General features: G+C 56.3%; 16 protein-coding genes. 9 read left to right on the plus strand and 7 right to left on the minus strand.

Features of this window, described 5'->3' with window-relative positions:
- Positions 1-24: 24 nt before the first annotated feature.
- Both Q1B46_RS11235 and Q1B46_RS11240 read left to right on the plus strand, forming a co-directional pair.
- Positions 25-786, plus strand: a complete 762-nt coding sequence (locus Q1B46_RS11235) for a 3-keto-5-aminohexanoate cleavage protein (protein WP_299947978.1) — start codon at positions 25-27, stop codon at positions 784-786.
- Positions 783-2,099, plus strand: coding sequence for an aspartate aminotransferase family protein (locus Q1B46_RS11240; protein ID WP_299947979.1), 1,317 nt, complete (start codon positions 783-785; stop codon positions 2,097-2,099). The genes Q1B46_RS11235 and Q1B46_RS11240 overlap by 4 nt, the downstream gene beginning before the upstream one ends.
- Before the next feature lie 74 nt (positions 2,100-2,173).
- Here the strand turns inward: Q1B46_RS11240 and infC are convergent, their stop codons facing one another.
- The 6 genes from infC to Q1B46_RS11270 all read right to left on the minus strand — a co-directional run bounded on the left by infC (position 2,174) and on the right by Q1B46_RS11270 (position 7,021).
- Positions 2,174-2,722 carry a translation initiation factor IF-3 gene (gene infC / locus Q1B46_RS11245; RefSeq protein ID WP_366871503.1) on the minus strand — a complete coding sequence of 183 codons (549 nt, stop codon included), beginning with the start codon at positions 2,720-2,722 and terminating at the stop codon, positions 2,174-2,176.
- 158 nt (positions 2,723-2,880) lie between these two features.
- On the minus strand, positions 2,881-3,714 hold the full coding sequence (locus Q1B46_RS11250) for a ferredoxin--NADP reductase (RefSeq protein ID WP_299947981.1): 834 nt from the start codon (positions 3,712-3,714) through the stop codon (positions 2,881-2,883).
- A gap of 106 nt (positions 3,715-3,820) precedes the next feature.
- The gene (locus Q1B46_RS11255) at positions 3,821-4,228 is read right to left on the minus strand and encodes a DUF934 domain-containing protein (RefSeq protein ID WP_299663518.1); all 408 of its coding nucleotides are present in this window, start codon (positions 4,226-4,228) and stop codon (positions 3,821-3,823) included.
- Positions 4,225-4,986 carry a phosphoadenylyl-sulfate reductase gene (locus Q1B46_RS11260; protein ID WP_299947982.1) on the minus strand — a complete coding sequence of 254 codons (762 nt, stop codon included), beginning with the start codon at positions 4,984-4,986 and terminating at the stop codon, positions 4,225-4,227. Before Q1B46_RS11260 ends, Q1B46_RS11255 begins: the two co-directional genes overlap by 4 nt.
- Entirely contained in the window at positions 4,976-6,640 is a 1,665-nt protein-coding gene (locus tag Q1B46_RS11265) for a nitrite/sulfite reductase (protein ID WP_299947983.1), read from the minus strand. The genes Q1B46_RS11260 and Q1B46_RS11265 overlap by 11 nt, the downstream gene beginning before the upstream one ends.
- 66 nt (positions 6,641-6,706) lie before the next feature.
- Entirely contained in the window at positions 6,707-7,021 is a 315-nt protein-coding gene (locus Q1B46_RS11270; protein WP_299947984.1) for a DUF2849 domain-containing protein, read from the minus strand.
- Positions 7,022-7,266: 245 nt separating this feature from the next.
- Between Q1B46_RS11270 and Q1B46_RS11275 the strand changes: the two genes are divergently transcribed.
- Positions 7,267-7,746: an Lrp/AsnC family transcriptional regulator gene (locus Q1B46_RS11275; RefSeq protein WP_299947985.1), complete on the plus strand. Its 480-nt coding sequence runs from the start codon at positions 7,267-7,269 to the stop codon at positions 7,744-7,746.
- Positions 7,747-7,866: 120 nt separating this feature from the next.
- Here the strand turns inward: Q1B46_RS11275 and Q1B46_RS11280 are convergent, their stop codons facing one another.
- The gene (locus Q1B46_RS11280; RefSeq protein WP_299947986.1) at positions 7,867-9,048 is read right to left on the minus strand and encodes a cytochrome P450; all 1,182 of its coding nucleotides are present in this window, start codon (positions 9,046-9,048) and stop codon (positions 7,867-7,869) included.
- Between Q1B46_RS11280 and Q1B46_RS11285 the strand changes: the two genes are divergently transcribed.
- The 6 genes from Q1B46_RS11285 to Q1B46_RS11310 all read left to right on the plus strand — a co-directional run bounded on the left by Q1B46_RS11285 (position 9,047) and on the right by Q1B46_RS11310 (position 16,064).
- A complete protein-coding gene (locus Q1B46_RS11285) occupies positions 9,047-10,828 on the plus strand; it encodes an ATP-binding protein (RefSeq protein WP_299947987.1) in 1,782 nt (593 codons plus the stop codon). The genes Q1B46_RS11280 and Q1B46_RS11285 overlap by 2 nt on opposite strands.
- Complete coding sequence (locus tag Q1B46_RS11290) at positions 10,825-12,054, plus strand: sigma-54 dependent transcriptional regulator (protein WP_299947988.1); 1,230 nt, start codon at positions 10,825-10,827, stop codon at positions 12,052-12,054. Before Q1B46_RS11285 ends, Q1B46_RS11290 begins: the two co-directional genes overlap by 4 nt.
- A 369-nt stretch (positions 12,055-12,423) precedes the next feature.
- Positions 12,424-13,425, plus strand: a complete 1,002-nt coding sequence (locus Q1B46_RS11295) for a DctP family TRAP transporter solute-binding subunit (RefSeq protein WP_299947989.1) — start codon at positions 12,424-12,426, stop codon at positions 13,423-13,425.
- Between the two features lie 114 nt (positions 13,426-13,539).
- Complete coding sequence (locus Q1B46_RS11300) at positions 13,540-14,217, plus strand: TRAP transporter small permease (protein WP_299947990.1); 678 nt, start codon at positions 13,540-13,542, stop codon at positions 14,215-14,217.
- Positions 14,217-15,593, plus strand: coding sequence for a TRAP transporter large permease (locus tag Q1B46_RS11305; protein WP_299947991.1), 1,377 nt, complete (start codon positions 14,217-14,219; stop codon positions 15,591-15,593). Before Q1B46_RS11300 ends, Q1B46_RS11305 begins: the two co-directional genes overlap by 1 nt.
- Positions 15,594-15,752: 159 nt before the next feature.
- A complete protein-coding gene (locus tag Q1B46_RS11310; protein ID WP_299947992.1) occupies positions 15,753-16,064 on the plus strand; it encodes a multidrug efflux SMR transporter in 312 nt (103 codons plus the stop codon).

The raw sequence follows: 16,064 nt of genomic DNA on the forward strand, positions 1-16,064 counted from the left end.
TTAAATTCAGAAGGTTGTTCCGGGATGATGGAAAGCAAAGTGCTGCCCTATGTATTGGTGGCGCCAAATGGAGCACGCAAAGGGTATCGGGATCATCCCGCTTTGCCGGTCACAATGGACGAGATCATTGGGACCGCGAAAGCGTGCAGCGTGGCGGGGGCGGATGGCGTTCATTTGCATGTGCGCGATCAGGCCGGGCAACATTCATTGGACGCGGGTTTGTACTGTGAGACAATTGCAGAGCTGCGACTTGCGGTGCCTCAGATGGATATTCAGATTACAACGGAAGCCGCCGGTGTTTTCGACGTTCAGGCTCAGTTTGAATGCTTGAAACAGGTCGGCCCCGAATGGGCGTCGATTTCAGTGCGCGAGATCGCCCGGTCGCCAGAACTTGCACCAAGGGTCTATGAATTATGTGCAGATCGAGGGACGCGCGTTCAGCATATCTTCTATGATGCAACTGATGCCGAGTTGCTGAGCCATTGGCAAAAGAATGGGATCGTAAGAACCGATCAGGTCGAACGGCTATATGTTCTGGGTCGCTATGCGACAGCGCAGGAATCGACGCCGAAAGATTTGGATGTCTTTCCGGAAACGACCGATCCATGGATGGTCTGCGCATTTGGCGCGCAGGAGCATGCATGCCTGCAAAAGGCTGCGCAGCTTGGCGGAGGTGTCCGAGTGGGTTTTGAGAACAGCCTTGCGGGACCGGATGGTCGGGGATGGGCCGACAATGCCGCATCTGTCGCGGCGTTGATTGATCTTCTGAAAAGGACTGCAACATGAACCATGTATTTCCACGCCACACAAAGTCCGAGTTGCCGATCGCCGCTGGCGGAGATGGGTGTTATCTGATCGATTCAACCGGTCGTCGCTATCTGGATTGTGGGGACGCGGCGGTATCGTGCCTTGGCCATTCCAACGCTGCAGTGGTCAAAGCTGTGCAAGATCAGGTGGCGCAGATCGCATTTGCGCATACAGGCTTCATGACCTCGGAACCGGCCGAGGCATTGGCGGATTTGTTGATCGAACATGCCCCAGGCGATTTGGATCGTGTGTATTTTGTATCGGGCGGATCCGAGGCGACCGAGGCCGCGATCAAGCTGGCGCGGCAATACTATTTGGAAACCGGCCAGCCCGAGCGTCGTCACGTGATTGCACGTCGACAAAGCTATCACGGTAATACGTTGGGGGCGCTGTCAGCTGGCGGCAACGAATGGCGGCGGGCACAGTTTGCCCCCATGCTGATCGAGATGACGCACATTGCGCCCTGTTATGAATACGCTGAAAAGCCGGAGGGTGAGAGCAGTTTTGATTACTGTCAGCGCGTTGCGAACGAGTTAGAGGCAGAAATCCTGCGTCTCGGGCCCGAGACAGTGATGGCGTTCATGGCAGAGCCTGTGGTCGGTGCGACCCTAGGGGCTGTTGCAGCCGTCGACGGGTATTTCAAGCGCATCCGCGATATTTGCGATCAATATGGTGTTCTGCTGATCCTTGATGAAGTGATGTGTGGCATGGGTCGTACGGGGCATTTGTTTGCCTGCGATCATGACGGGGTGGCGCCGGATATCCTGTGCATCGCCAAAGGGTTGGGGGCCGGGTATCAACCGATCGGAGCGATGCTGTGTTCGGATCGGATCTATGATGCGATCCGGGATGGGTCTGGCTTCTTTCAACATGGCCATACCTATATCGGACATCCGGTTGCGACTGCGGCGGCCTTGGCTGTGGTGCAGGAGCTCACAACTCGTGACCTGTCAGCCCGCGCAGGCGTGATGGGTGACAGACTACAAAGCATGTTAGAAAGCAGATTTGGTCAGCACCCCAATATTGGGGACATCCGTGGGCGGGGTCTGTTTCGTGGCATTGAACTGGTATCTGACCGGGACACGAAAACACCGTTCGACCCATCGCGCGGGGTGGCGGGGAAAATCAAAAAGGCGGCCATGTCAGAGGGGCTGATATGTTACCCGATGTCCGGCTCTCGTGATGGTCGTAACGGCGATCATATCCTGCTGGCACCGCCCTTTATCATTGAAGAGGGGCAACTGGTTGAGCTTGTCGACAAACTGGATCGGGCGATTTCCACGGTGATCTGATCGCACAGAGCGACCGACAACAAAAAAAGCCCCTGCGATAATCGAGGGGCTTTCTTAATTCTATCAGAATTCAATTATTTCTGAGGCAGCGGGCCGATCAGCATGATCATCTGACGACCTTCCATTTTTGGAAAGTTTTCGACCTTACCGATTCCCTTGGTGTCTTCGGCCACACGTTCCAGCAGCTCGCGCCCCAGATTCTGGTGCGCCATTTCGCGGCCACGGAAACGCAGGGTGACTTTGACCTTGTCGCCGTTCTCAAGAAACTTGAACACGTTGCGCATCTTGACGTCATAGTCATGCGTATCGGTGTTAGGCCGGAATTTGACCTCTTTCACCTCGATGATCTTTTGCTTCTTGCGAGCTTCGCTTTCGCGCTTTTGCTGTTCGTACTTGAACTTGCCAAAATCCATAATTTTGCAGACCGGCGGGTTCGCGTTGGGCGAAATCTCAACCAGATCGAGGCCGACATCGGCGGCCATTTGCATGGCTCTCGCGGGCTGAACCACCCCCACGTTTTCACCTTCGGCGCCAATCAGGCGAATTTCGGAGGCACGGATCTTATCATTGACGCGCGGGCCGGTATCTCGCTGGGGCGGCGCGTTGTGAGGTCTGCGGGCTATGGGTTCATTCCTTTGATGATTGCAGAATTTCAAGCCCGGAATTTAGACCGGGCTGAGAAGCGTTTCAAGCGGCATAAGTACCAGCCAGCCGGAAAATTCCGGGTATCTGGCAGGAATTGGGTTGCTCGGGCGCTAAAATGCCCGAGCGCGATATGTATTCAGCCCACAAAGGCCTTTTCGATCACGAATTCCTTGGGTTCCGAATTGGCACCTTCGCGCAAACCAAAGTCTTCAAGGATCGCCTTGATGTCATGGTTGAACGCAAGGCTGCCGCAAACCATGGCGCGGTCGGTTTCGGGCTTGATACCACCATCGATGCCGAGATCACTAAATACGGTGCCATCTTTCAGCAGTTCGGTGATGCGGCCCATCTTTGGGCTCTCTTCCCGTGTTGTGGTCGGGTAATAGCGGATCTTGTCCGCAAACCCTTCGCCGATCAGTTCAGCCAGCAATTCGTCCTGGCGGATATTCTCGATCAACTCACGACCATACGCCAAATCTGCCACGTCGCGGCAGGTATGTGTGATGATGACTTCATCGTAATCTTCATAGGTTTGCGGTTCACGCAGCAGCGATGCGAACGGGGCAAAACCGGTGCCGGTGGCAAAGAACCAGAGGCGCTTGCCGGGCAGCAATGCGTCATGGACCAGCGTTCCAACGGGCTTGGGCCGCAAGATGATCTGTTCACCTGGTTTGATGTGCTGCAGTTTCGAGGTCAGCGGGCCATCCTGAACCTTGATCGAGTAGAACTCCAGCTCTTCGTCCCACGACGGCGAGGCAATCGAATAAGCCCGCAGCAAAGGTTTGCCATTGTCGCCCAGCAGGCCGATCATAACGAACTCGCCCGAGCGGAAGCGCAGCGAGGCGGGGCGCGACACCTTGAACGAGAACAGGCTGTCGGTCCAATGCTTGACCTCGGTCACGGTCTGGGCATCAGGCAGGACGGGGGCCTTTACGGCGGTTGCTTCACTCACGGGTTTCATCTCTGTCATCGTTTCACTACCGGTCTGCTAAACCGGTATCTCCGTTTAATCTTTGATCCAAGTCAGGAAAAGGGGGCAGATTGCCCCTGTGGTATCTCAGGCTGGCGATGGCGAGTTAGCCGCGCAGGCGGGCCTGATAGTTGTTATCTTGCCAGTTGGCGCGTGCCAACCACTGATCTTCGGGCTGACGTGCGGCAAGGCTGTGATCGATTTCAACCTCATCGAACCCGCTGCGGCGGGCCATGGCGTATTGATCTGCCAGCACATGGCCTTTGGCGCGGAGGCGACCGGTATAGCCTTTCAGCCGCAGTACCCGCGCAATGGTAAATCCGCGCCCATCTGCTGAAGACGGGAAATCGACACGAACCATCCGAGCGCTGCCCAGACGGTCGATCAATTCATCCGGGTCGGTGTCCGAGCTTACGTCAAGGGCAACTACGTCGTTGGCGGCGTCGTCCAACGTGACAAAGCCGTCGGTCCAGTCCTCGGGCGAAAAGCCTTGGTCATTTACGATTACATTCATGTTTTCTCTCCAACGCGCACCATCTTACCGTCGACAAAATGGATGCCGCATTCTTCCTTGTTCTGCTCGCGCCAGCGTCCGGCGCGCGGGTCTTCGCCCTCTTTGACTGGCGAGGTGCAGGGGGCACAGCCAATCGACGGGTACCCCTTGGCCACAAGCGGATGCCGGGGCAGGTTGTTTTCGTCCATATAGGTGCGCACGTCTTCGGGTGCCCAGTGGGCCAGCGGGTTGACCTTAATCCGTCCGGTGCTGTCCTCGACTTCGAAGAATTCAAGTGCCGCGCGCGTCCCGGACTGAAATCGCTTACGCCCGGATATCCAGCCGCAATATCCAGTCAGTGCCTGTTGCAGCGGAAAAGTCTTGCGCAGGTTGCAGCAGGCATCCGTATCACGCAGATGTAACGCCCCATAGGGGTCGTCGCGTTTGATATCTTCCTCATCCGCATGGATGATTTTGACATTGGTAAGCCCCAAACGCTCGCTGACTTCGTATTGGTATTCCAGCGTTTCTGCAAACAACATCTGCGTGTCGATGAATAGAACCGGCGTGGCCTTATCGACCACGGCAGCCATATGCAGCAACACCACAGATTCAGCCCCAAAGCTGGATACAAGCGCGAGCTTATCAATCTCTTCGATCGCGCCGTGCATCACGTCATGGGCACTGTGGTGGCGGAACCGGGTGTTCAGCGCGTCGACTTGTTCTGTCAACTCGCGCCGGTTGCATCCCAGTTCCGTCTGGATCAGATCAAGCGGCATTTGCCTGCGCCTCGGGGTAAAGCACAGCTTTGAAAGGCGCCATGCCGATACGACGATAGGTTTCGAGGAAAGTCTCCTCGTCCCTGTTACGCAGTTCCAGATAGGCTTCGACGATGCGTTCGACGGCCGGAACGATCTCATCATAGGCAAAGCCGGGACCCGTGCGGTCACCAACGGCCGCAGTCTCTGTCGCGTCACCACCCAGAGTGATCTGGTAGTTTTCGACACCAGCACGGTCCAAACCCAAAATGCCGATATGGCCGACATGGTGGTGACCACAGGCATTGATGCAGCCCGATATCTTGATCTTCAGGTGGCCGATATCATGCTCTAGCTTCATGTCTTCAAACCGGGTCGCGATTTCCTGCGCAACCGGGATCGAACGGGCCGTTGCCAGCGCGCAATAGTCCATGCCGGGGCAGGCGATGATATCGCTGATCAGGCCGATATTGGCGGTGGCCAGTTCGTACTCTTTCAGCTTCGCATGGATCGCGGGCAGGTCCGATTTGTGGACATGCGGCAGAATCACGTTTTGCTCATGGCTGATGCGCAGCTCGTCATAGGCAAACTCTTCGGCCAGATCGGCCATCACGCGCATCTGTTCGGCAGTTGCATCACCCGGCGTCTGGCCGTGCTTCTTGATCGAGATTGTGACAATCGCGTGGTCCGCATTTTTGTGCGGCGCGATGTTGGTATCAACCCACGACCGGAAGACCGGATCGTTGGTATAGGCGCCTTCGAACGAGGCAACCGAACCGTCACGGAAGGCCGGGGCAGCAAAGTGGCCCTTGATCTCTTCCAACAGGTTCATATCCGCGCCTTTAAATTGAGGGCGGACCTGCAAGAAACGCTCGTTTACCTTGGCACGGATGGCGTCGATGCCATGCTCATGCACGGTGATCTTGATGCGCGCCTTGTACTTGTTGTCGCGGCGACCGATTTGGTTCCACACGGAAACGGTGGCCTCCAGGTAAGCCAGCAGGTCGTCGAAGGCAACAAACTCGGACAGCTCTTTGCCAATCATCGGGGTGCGGCCCAGACCGCCGCCGACAATCACGCGTGCACCCAGAACGCCGTCACGCTCAACCAGTTGCAGACCGATGTCATGTGCTTTGATCACCGCCCGGTCGTTTTCCGACCCGGTGATTGCGATCTTGAACTTGCGCGGCATGAACTGGAACTCGGGGTGGTCGGTTGACCACTGGCGCAGCAATTCCGCGTATGGACGCGGGTCAGCAACCTCATCCGCCGCCGCACCGGCGAAATGGTCAGCGGTCACGTTACGGATAGTGTTGCCCGAGGTTTGGATGGCGTGCATGCCAACTTCGGCCAGCGCGTCCAGCATATCCGGCACGTCGTTCAGCTTGGGCCAGTTGTACTGGATGTTCTGGCGGGTGGTGAAATGGCCATAGCCTTTGTCCCACTTCTCGGCCAGCAGGGCCAGTTGGCGCATCTGCGCGCTGCTCAGCGTGCCGTACGGAATGGCGACCCGCAGCATGTAGGCGTGCAGCTGTAGATACAGGCCATTCATCAGGCGCAGGGGTTTGAATTCATCCTCGGTCAGCGAGCCGTCGATCCGACGCTCAACCTGCGCCCGGAACTGGGCGTTACGTTCTGCCAAAAATGCTGTGTCGAACTCGGAGTAGCGATACATGATTAGCTGTCCTTAATTGCAGCCCCGAACCTTGGGGCCTTGAAGGGGAGAGAGGTGGGCCAGAGGTCAGGTCCGGGGCTGCGGGGAGGTTTCCTGTTTGCCATGGGCATAGTTGGACGGGCCAGTCCGGCGGAAATCCTCTCGAAAATGGGTGGGTTCGGGGCCGTTGTTACCAGCAATGGCGTCAGCGAGATAAGCGCCAACGATCTTGTTGGCCTGACGTGAGGCATCCAGCAGCCGAACCTGAGCGTGGGCTTCGTCTGTGATCAGCTCGGCCTCGGACAGCTCACGCGACCAGCGGTCATCTTCGGTCTGGTAGATCACATCGCCTTCAAGCAAGTCATTGGCGGTGACGACTTTGGGGGAAAAAGCGCGGGCCATCAGGCAAACTCCTTGTTGAAAACCGAGACGGTCTGCAGGCGGCGTGCGGCGCTGATAAAGCCAGGCTTATGAGTGTGTTCATTTGATTGTAAGACCTGCATCGGATCATCTCGTGACTTGATTGACTTGAATGCCAATATAGGAAATATTCCCAACATGTCGCTATATGCGGCGTTAAATAAGAACATATGTTCTAATGAGTATTGCGATCGAAGCTTTTGTCCTGAAATGGAAGGAATATTGGAATGTCGGTGCGGATAGACGACACAGATCGGAAAATTCTAGCCGAGCTACAACGGGATGCCAGCCAGTCACTTGACGAAATTGCGGCTCGTGTAGGGAGTTCAAAGACACCTGTTTGGAATCGCATTCGCAAGTTGAAAGGCGCCGGGGTCGTTGGCCAGCAGACGGTGTTGCTGGATGCTGAGGCGCTGGGGTTTGAGGCCACATTCTTTGTGCTGATCCGCACATCCGAGCATGAAGCTGAGTGGCAGCAGAAGTTCCTGAAAGCGCTGCGCGATCGACCGGAAGTGCAGGAAGCGCATCGGCTGGCGGGCGACATTGACTATATCCTGAAAGTTCGGGTCAAGAATGCACGTGCCTATGATGCGTTTTACCAAGCGCTGATCTCAGAGGTGCGGGTGCATAACGTCACGGCCCTGCTGTCGATGGAAGAGATCAAGTCGACCACGATGCTGCCTCTGAAAGCAGTTGGGGCAGAGTGAAGTAAATTAGGGGGGCGCTGCCCCCGTCGCCCAGGGGCGGCTCCCCCGAGGTATTATTAGCCAGATGAAGAACGGATCCGGGTTTCATTGATCGGTTGGTATTACGTGAGGAATGTGGTGTCAGGTTACGATCATGAGCTTGGTCAAGCCATGAAAGTGGTAGCTGCCCGAGTATTGAGGGGCATCCGAAAGCCTTAGATTTGGGCATCGTTGGAAGAGAACCGGAAGCGCGATCCGCATCTCGAGGCGCGCCAATGGGGCACCCACGCAGAAATGAAGGCCGCCACCAAAGCTGGTGTTGGCGCTGATATCTCGCACAGGATCGAATGTGTCAGGCCGGGGCCAGATGGCAGGGTCGCGATTGGCAGCCCCAAGCAGCAGCGCAACTTCATCGCCACGGGCGAAGCGGTGCCCAAAGATTTCGACGTCTTCATAAGCAAACCTTCGGAACATGTGGAGCGGTGGGTCGATGCGCAGTATTTCCTCGACGACGCCATCGATGGTGTCTGGAGACGTGACACAGTGTTGAGTTCTTGTGGTTAGGATCGTTTTTACACCGTTGCCGATGGCGTGAACCGTCGCTTCGTGACCAGCGTTCAGCAAGAGAATGCAGGTTGTGATCAACTCTTCGCGCGAAAGCTTCTCGCCATCTTCTTCTGCCACGATCAATCGGGTGATCAGATCGTCGCGTGGGTCGCTGCGGCGTTTTTCGATGTAGCTTTCAAGATAGGAAGTGAATTCTTGCGTGGCGCGGACGGCGTCATCTTCGGTCTGGCGGGTGCGGTTTGCCTGATACATCGCGACCATTGCGTGCGACCAATGCAGAAGGTGTGGGGCCATTTCTTCCGGAACGCCCAGCAAGCGGCAGATCGTGATAACGGGAACCTGCGTGCAGTAGGCCTGTAGCAGATCGAAAGGACCGTCAGGGAATTCATCAATCAAATCGTGGCACATCTGTTCGATCGAAGGTTGCAGCGCGGTGATCGCACGGGATGTGAAGGCCCGCAGGACCAACGATCGCAGTCGTGTGTGCCGGGGCGGTTCGAGTTCTAGCATCGAATGCGCTTCGACCGCAAGCCAGGGTGCAAGATGTTGATGGCCCGGTTGAGCAAGCTCCGCGGGGACTTCGCGTCCGAAACGCCGATCACGCAAAAGCGTATGCACCGCTTTGTGTGAAACAGCAGCGACCAGGCTGTAATCTTCCCAATAGAACAGATCGCCCTTCCGGCGAGCGCTGTCATAAAATGGATAGGGGTTTTGCACGAATGCCGGGTCGATCGGGGATTGGGACAGCGTCTTCATGTGGTGCACACTTGCCATGGGCGTCGCTGAATGCAAGACCCTAGACATGCAACGGGTTTGGATCATTGCAGGTTTTTTATGTGCAGTCGGATTGCTGTCGGCGGGGGTCTGGACGTATGGCTATCGTCAGGCCTTGTCACAGCTGAGCGAAAAGGCCGAGGCTGATCTGGAATTGGCGGCCGACCGGTTGAGCACGCAGATGCAGGTCTATCAGGAAGTGGCCGCCTTAGTAGCAGACCATCCAGCATTGCAAACGCTTGAAGGCCTGGCTCAGAAGCGGACAGCCCAGAAAGTGTTGCTAGACGTGGCTGACAAGACGGCTGCGGTTAACGTGATGTATCTGGATGCAATTGGTCGGGTTCTGGTATCTGCACAACCTGTGACGCCGCGCAATTTGTCCGCACATCCCGCTTTTCAGCGCGCCATGCAGGGCGCGTTAGGCAGTGCGCATGGTGTCGAAGAAGCGAGTGGTGATCGTATCTATTCTTATGCCGCTCCGGCGTTTGGTGACTTCGGCCAAATTCAGGGCGTGCTTATGGTCTTGGCGGATGTGCAGGATGTGGAACAGACTTGGCGCGGCAGCACTGATGCGGTGTTTTTCATCGATGCCGAAGGGGTTGTTTTTATTTCGAACCGTTCAGATTTGTTGTTATGGCGTCGGGGCGTCGGCCAGCAGGGTCTGGTGTTGCCTGAGGGTAAGACCGTTGATTTTGCGTCGACCATGGTGGCAGGCCATGAGGTTTGGAGTTTGAATTGGGGGCGCTACCTTCCGCGCCGTGCCTTGCATTTGACACTTGATCTGCCCGTAATTGCGATGACTGCCGAAATGCTGGTCGACGTCGCCCCCGCCCGCCGTTTGGCGGGATTGCAGGCTGCAGCCGTTGCGGCGATCTGTTTTGCGTTTGGCGCGCTGCTGTTTTTAGCTTCGGAACGTCGGCGGACGTTGGCGGATGCCAACGCCGTGTTGGAAAGCCGTGTTGCGCAACGAACACGTGCCTTGACCGCAGCGAACTCTGCGTTGCGTCGCGAAGTCGTGGAGAGGCAGGACGCCGAGGCGGCGCTCAAGCAGGCTCAGGCCGATCTGGTTCAGGCTGGCAAATTGAGTGCATTGGGCAAGATGTCGGCGGGGATTAGCCATGAGCTGAACCAACCTTTGATGGCAATAAGGCAATTCGCTGACAATGGTTCTGAATTTTTGGAGCGCGGTAAGGACCAGAAAGCCGGTGAAAATCTGGGCCGTATTTCCGATATGGCCGCGCGCATGGCGCGAATCATCAAGAACCTGCGTGCATTCGCCAGAAATGAAAGCGAACCGATGGGTCGCGTTGATCTTGTGCAGGTCCTGAACACCGCCACAGAACTGACTGAGGCCAGGTTGCGCGATGAATGTATTGAGCTGGAATGGAAACCGCCGACCACCGCAGTCTACGCTTGGGGAGGCGAAGTGCGATTGGTGCAGGTTTTTGTCAACCTTATCAACAATGCGGCGGATGCTATGGCCAACCGGCCCATTCGCAGGATATCCATAGCCGTTGCAGAGGGGCAACCCATTCGTGTTTCGGTTCGAGACACCGGCCCGGGCATCGAAGATCCGGATCGCGTATTCGAACCTTTCTACACCACGAAAACGGTTGGCACCTCGGAAGGGATGGGTCTTGGTTTGTCAATCTCTTATGGTCTGGTTCAGAGCTTTGGTGGCGATATTCGCGGCGCCAACACGGACGACGGTGCAGAATTCACGGTCGAGCTGGAACCTTTTGAAGAGGATCAAGCAGCATGATCCGCAAAGTGCTTTTGGTTGACGATGACGCTGCTGTGCGTGAGGCGCTGGCGCAGACGCTCGAATTGGCAGATTTCGAAGCTGTTACCGCCGGATCCTTCGTTGCAGCCAAAGATCATATCCATCGTGAGTTTGATGGGGTGATCATCTCGGATATTCGGATGCCGGGGCGGGATGGATTTCATCTGCTTGCTTACGCGCGCGAAATTGACCCCGAGTTGCCGGTGGTACTTTTGACCGGCGAAGGCGACATACCGATGGCTGTGCAGGCCATGGGGCAAGGGGCATTTGATTTTCTGGAAAAACCCTGCGCAGCGGCTGATCTCCTTGCCGTATTGGAACGCGCCAGTGTTGCCCGATCAGAGGTTTTGCACGACCGGGAACAACGGCGCGAGCTTGAGCGGGGTGATCCAGCGGCCCGCATGCTGTTTGGTTTGTCAGAGCAAGCCGAGATATTGCGTGAGCGTGTGCGTAATGTCGCCCTGAAGCATGCTGAAGTGCTGGTAACCGGACCAGCTGGCAGCGGTATTTCCAAGGTTGCGGAGGTTGTTCACTTGATGTCTCCGGTCGGGCAGGGGCCGTTTGTAAAAAGGCCTGCCTCCAGCCTGAGCCCCGAAGACCTGCAGCGCATGTGCGAGGATGCAACGGGCGGTTCGCTGTTCCTCGATGAAGTTTCAGCAATGTCGGATGCCACTCAATACGCTGCAATGGAATTGATGGAGCAGGGGACCGATGCCCGGATCATTGCGGGAACGACCGCTGATCTTTCAGCGCTTTCCACACAAGGGCAGTTTAATGCCGATCTTTTTTATCGGCTGGATGTGATGCGGGTCCGAATCCCTGCGTTATCCGAGCGCCCCGAGGACATACCGATCATATTTCGCCGCTATGTGGCGCAAGCGGCAGAGCAGGCCGGCATTGCAGAGCCTGAGATCACACCGCAGCATCTGGCCGCGCTGATGGCGCAGGATTGGCCGGGCAATGCGCGCTCTTTGATGTCTGCTGCGATGCGGTTTGTGCTGGGGATGCCGGAAGAGGTTGCACAGGCTGCAGATCAGGGGTTGAGCGAACAGTTGGCGCGGGTTGAACGGTCATTGCTGATAGCGGCGCTTGGACGTCATAATGGCAAAGCTGCAGAGGCGGCCAAATCGTTGAAACTGCCGCGCAAGACGTTCTACGACAAGCTGGCGCGCTACCGCATTCGGCCCGAAGATTACCGCCGGTAGCGAAATACTCTCGCCAGTTTCCCCGGTATTTTCATACCGTCAAAACCGTTGGGCCGGGCAGCCCGCCAAGGCGGGCTGCGGTTGTACGATGCGGGTAAGTTCGAATCGCCCGATTCGATTCGGAAATTGTGCGAAAACCCGCACAGGGCGGCTCGAGGATGTGCGGAAAACCGCACAAGGCATCAATCGTGTTGCAGGAGTTTGATGTCTGACGGCCCTTAGGTCGTTGAATTAAATAATAAAATATCTCTCATAGTTATAAGTGAACAAAGTATTGAGAGTAAAGTTCCGATTCGGTTCACTTCGCAACATACGGCGCTGATCGGGCGCCCGATGGAAGTTTAAGAGAAGTCTGGGAGGAAATGACTGATGAAATTCCTAACAACGGCAGCCACGGCAATTGCACTGTCCGTCACGGCAACCGCTGGTATGGCAGCCTGCGAAGATGGCGAGATTGTCGTCAAGTTCGCGCATGTAACAAACACTGACAAGCACCCCAAGGGTATCGCTGCCTCGCTGCTAGAGCAACGCGTCAATGACGAGATGAACGGTGTGATGTGCATGGAGGTCTATCCGAACTCGACCCTCTATAACGATGACAAGGTGCTAGAGGCGATGCTGCAAGGTGATGTGCAGCTGGCAGCGCCGTCGCTGTCAAAGTTCGAGAAGTTCACCAAGCAGTTCCGCTTGTTTGACCTGCCGTTCATGTTCAAGAACATCGAAGCTGTGGATGCGTTCCAGGCTTCCGCCGACGGCCAGGCGATGAAGGACAGCATGCAGCGCCGTGGCCTGCAGGGGCTGGCGTTCTGGCACAACGGTATGAAGCAGATGTCGGCGAACAAACCTCTGGTGGATCCGTCGGATGCCGATGGTCTGAAGTTCCGCGTCCAGTCCTCGGACGTGCTGGTGGCGCAGATGGAAGCAATCGGTGGCAGCCCGCAGAAGATGGCGTTCTCGGAAGTTTATGGTGCGTTACAGCAGGGTGTTGTGGACGGGCAAGAGAACACCTGGTCGAATATCTACGGCAAGAAGTTCTTCGAGGTGCAGGACGGTATCACCGAGACCAACCACGGTATCATTGATTATCTCGTCGTTACCTCGGTTGACTGGCTGGACAGCCTGGACCCGGAAGTGCGCGATCAGTTCGTGACGATTTTGACCGAAGTGACCGAGACCCGGAACAAGGAAGCCTTTAACGTGAACGAAGCTGCCAAAGCCTCGATCACAGATGCGGGCGGGATCATTCGTGACCTGAACCCCGAGCAGCGTCAGGCTTGGGTTGATGCGATGAAGCCGGTCTGGGATCAGTTCTCAGGTGATGTCGGCCAAGACAAGATTGACGCCGCACAGGCGATCAACGCCGGGTTCTGATCCCGGAACAAGCCGCGCGTCCGGGGACTGGGGAGTTATGGACGCGCTGGCTGGGCGGGCCTTGATGGCCCGCCACACTCCCTCAAATCTCATTAAAAATGCGGGGACAGAGAGATGTCTGGTGCGAAACCCGGCCAAGGCGGGCTGGTCGACCATATCGAAGAAACCATGATCGCGTGCCTGTTGGGCCTGATGACCATCGTCACCTTTGCCAACGTGATCGCGCGGTTCGTGTTTAACTCTAACATTCTTTGGGCATTGGAATTGACGGTATTTGCCTTTGGTTGGCTGGTCCTTATGGGCGCGTCTTATGCGGTGAAGAAACATGCCCATTTGGGTGTGGATGCGATTTTGAACATGTTGGCCCCCGCGCCGCGCCGCATCTTGGCGCTGATTGCAGTCGGCTGCTGTCTGGTGTTTTCACTGCTCTTGCTCAAAGGTTCGTATGACTACTGGGCCGTGTTTGCGGATCTGCCGCCGACTTCGGGCCGCTGGTTCCCGACCGGGTTTGACATGAGCGCGCGCAGCCAGAGCTTTTACGAGGTTGACGACATTCCCATGGTCGCACCGCTGCGGTTTCTTGAGGATTTGATCAACTATGGCGAAGGGTATGAAAAACTGCCCAAGGTCGTGCCGTATCTGGTGCTGCCTGTCTCTATGCTTTTGCTGGTGATCCGTTTTTCGCAAGTCGCCGTGCAAATCTGGCGCGGTGAAACCGACCGCCTTGTTGCCAGCCACGAGGTCGAGGACGAGATCGAAGAAGTTCGCGCTCAGCAAGGGGAGCATGACTGATGGATGTTATTCTTCTCTTTTCGATGGTTATCGGCCTGCTGCTGATCGGTGTGCCAATTGCGGTTTCCCTGGGCCTCAGCTCGACGCTGTTCCTGCTGATCTATTCCGATAGCTCGCTGGCATCGGTCGCGGGAACGCTGTTCGAGGCGTTCGAGGGGCACTTTACCCTTCTTGCGATCCCGTTCTTTATCCTCGCGTCATCCTTTATGACGACAGGCGGGGTGGCGCGGCGGATCATCCGATTCTCGATCGCCTGTGTGGGGCATTTGCCGGGCGGATTGGCAATAGCGGGTGTCTTTGCCTGTATGTTGTTTGCCGCGCTTTCAGGATCGTCGCCAGCGACTGTTGTAGCCATCGGTTCGATTGTCATCGCCGGAATGCGTCAGGTGGGCTATTCCAAGGAATTCGCCGCCGGTGTGATCTGTAACGCTGGTACGCTGGGCATTCTGATCCCGCCATCAATCGTGATGGTGGTCTATGCCGCGGCCGTCGAGGTTTCGGTCGGACGTATGTTCCTTGCGGGCGTCATCCCCGGCCTGATGGCGGGTCTGATGCTGATGATCACGATCTATGTCATGGCCAAGGTTAAGAATCTTCCTAAAGGCGACTGGAAAGGTTGGGGCGAGGTCTTCACCTCGGCGCGCGAAGCTGGTTGGGGCCTGTTTCTGATCGTGATCATTCTGGGCGGGATCTATGGCGGTATCTTTACACCGACCGAGGCTGCGGCGGTTGCCGCCATCTATGCCTTCCTGATCGCGAGCTTTGTTTACAAGGATATGGGGCCGCTCAGCACAGAAGGCGATGCTCAGAATATCTCACTGCTGAAGAAGCCCTATGCGCTGATCACAGCTTTTGTTCACCCAGACACAAAGCACACGTTGTTTGAGGCGGGGAAACTCACCGTCACCTTGCTGTTCGTGATCGCCAACGCGTTGATCCTGAAACATGTTCTGACCGACGAACAGGTTCCGCAGCATATCGCCAGTGCTATGTTGTCAGCGGGTCTGGGGCCGGTAACCTTCCTGATCGTGGTCAATGTGATCCTGCTGATCGGCGGTCAGTTCATGGAGCCCTCGGGTCTGCTGGTGATCGTGGCACCTCTGGTCTTCCCGATTGCGATTGAGCTTGGGATCGATCCGATCCATCTGGGCATCATCATGGTGGTGAATATGGAGATCGGGATGATCACGCCGCCGGTCGGTTTGAACCTGTTCGTGACCTCAGGTGTGGCAGGTATGCCGATGATGAGCGTAGTGAAAGCGGCGTTGCCGTTCTTGGCCGTTCTCTTCGTCTTCCTGATCATGGTGACGTATATCCCCTGGATATCCACTTTCCTGCCCAATACCTTCATGGGTCCAGAGATCATTACCAACTAGATCAGACATATCGATCAACAGGACCGGGCGGCATAATCCGCCCGGTTTTTCTTTGGCAGCTTGTCTTGGGCAAAATTTCTCTTATGTTACGGGCAGAGGACGACCTCGCCGTCATGGATGATTACTCGGGACGACCCGAACCCAAGGTGAGGTGTTCTTATGCCCTGGATTTTTCTGTTGTTCGCTGGCCTGCTTGAGATTGTCTGGGCGGTGGCAATGAAACAGACCGCTGGTTTCACACGGTTTTGGCCAGCGGCGATCATGGGAGTTTCGATGGTCGGCTCCTTTGGCCTGCTTGCGCTGGCCATGCGCGATCTGCCGTTGGGTACTGCGTATACCATTTGGACGGGGATTGGCGCGGTTGGTGCGTTCACCGTCGGGATTTTGTTCCTTGGTGAAGCGCTGACGCCGATGCGGGTTTTCGCAGCGGTCCTGATTGTGTCTGGTCTGGTTGTTATGAAATTGGCCTGA

The organism is uncultured Ruegeria sp. (assembly GCF_947500045.1).
Classification (GTDB): Bacteria; Pseudomonadota; Alphaproteobacteria; order Rhodobacterales; family Rhodobacteraceae; genus Ruegeria.

Excerpts from the sequence above, each read along its gene's own strand:
- Q1B46_RS11235 (WP_299947978.1), top strand. The coding sequence starts at position 25 with ATGATGGAAAGCAAAGTGCTGCCCTATGTATTGGTGGCGCCAAATGGA.
- Q1B46_RS11240 (WP_299947979.1), top strand. The coding sequence starts at position 783 with ATGAACCATGTATTTCCACGCCACACAAAGTCCGAGTTGCCGATCGCC.
- Q1B46_RS11250 (WP_299947981.1), bottom strand. The coding sequence starts at position 3,714 with ATGACAGAGATGAAACCCGTGAGTGAAGCAACCGCCGTAAAGGCCCCC.
- Q1B46_RS11255 (WP_299663518.1), bottom strand. The coding sequence starts at position 4,228 with ATGAATGTAATCGTAAATGACCAAGGCTTTTCGCCCGAGGACTGGACC.
- Q1B46_RS11260 (WP_299947982.1), bottom strand. The coding sequence starts at position 4,986 with ATGCCGCTTGATCTGATCCAGACGGAACTGGGATGCAACCGGCGCGAG.
- Q1B46_RS11265 (WP_299947983.1), bottom strand. The coding sequence starts at position 6,640 with ATGTATCGCTACTCCGAGTTCGACACAGCATTTTTGGCAGAACGTAAC.
- Q1B46_RS11270 (WP_299947984.1), bottom strand. The coding sequence starts at position 7,021 with ATGGCCCGCGCTTTTTCCCCCAAAGTCGTCACCGCCAATGACTTGCTT.
- Q1B46_RS11275 (WP_299947985.1), top strand. The coding sequence starts at position 7,267 with ATGTCGGTGCGGATAGACGACACAGATCGGAAAATTCTAGCCGAGCTA.
- Q1B46_RS11285 (WP_299947987.1), top strand. The coding sequence starts at position 9,047 with ATGTGGTGCACACTTGCCATGGGCGTCGCTGAATGCAAGACCCTAGAC.
- Q1B46_RS11280 (WP_299947986.1), bottom strand. The coding sequence starts at position 9,048 with ATGAAGACGCTGTCCCAATCCCCGATCGACCCGGCATTCGTGCAAAAC.
- Q1B46_RS11290 (WP_299947988.1), top strand. The coding sequence starts at position 10,825 with ATGATCCGCAAAGTGCTTTTGGTTGACGATGACGCTGCTGTGCGTGAG.
- Q1B46_RS11295 (WP_299947989.1), top strand. The coding sequence starts at position 12,424 with ATGAAATTCCTAACAACGGCAGCCACGGCAATTGCACTGTCCGTCACG.
- Q1B46_RS11300 (WP_299947990.1), top strand. The coding sequence starts at position 13,540 with ATGTCTGGTGCGAAACCCGGCCAAGGCGGGCTGGTCGACCATATCGAA.
- Q1B46_RS11305 (WP_299947991.1), top strand. The coding sequence starts at position 14,217 with ATGGATGTTATTCTTCTCTTTTCGATGGTTATCGGCCTGCTGCTGATC.
- Q1B46_RS11310 (WP_299947992.1), top strand. The coding sequence starts at position 15,753 with ATGCCCTGGATTTTTCTGTTGTTCGCTGGCCTGCTTGAGATTGTCTGG.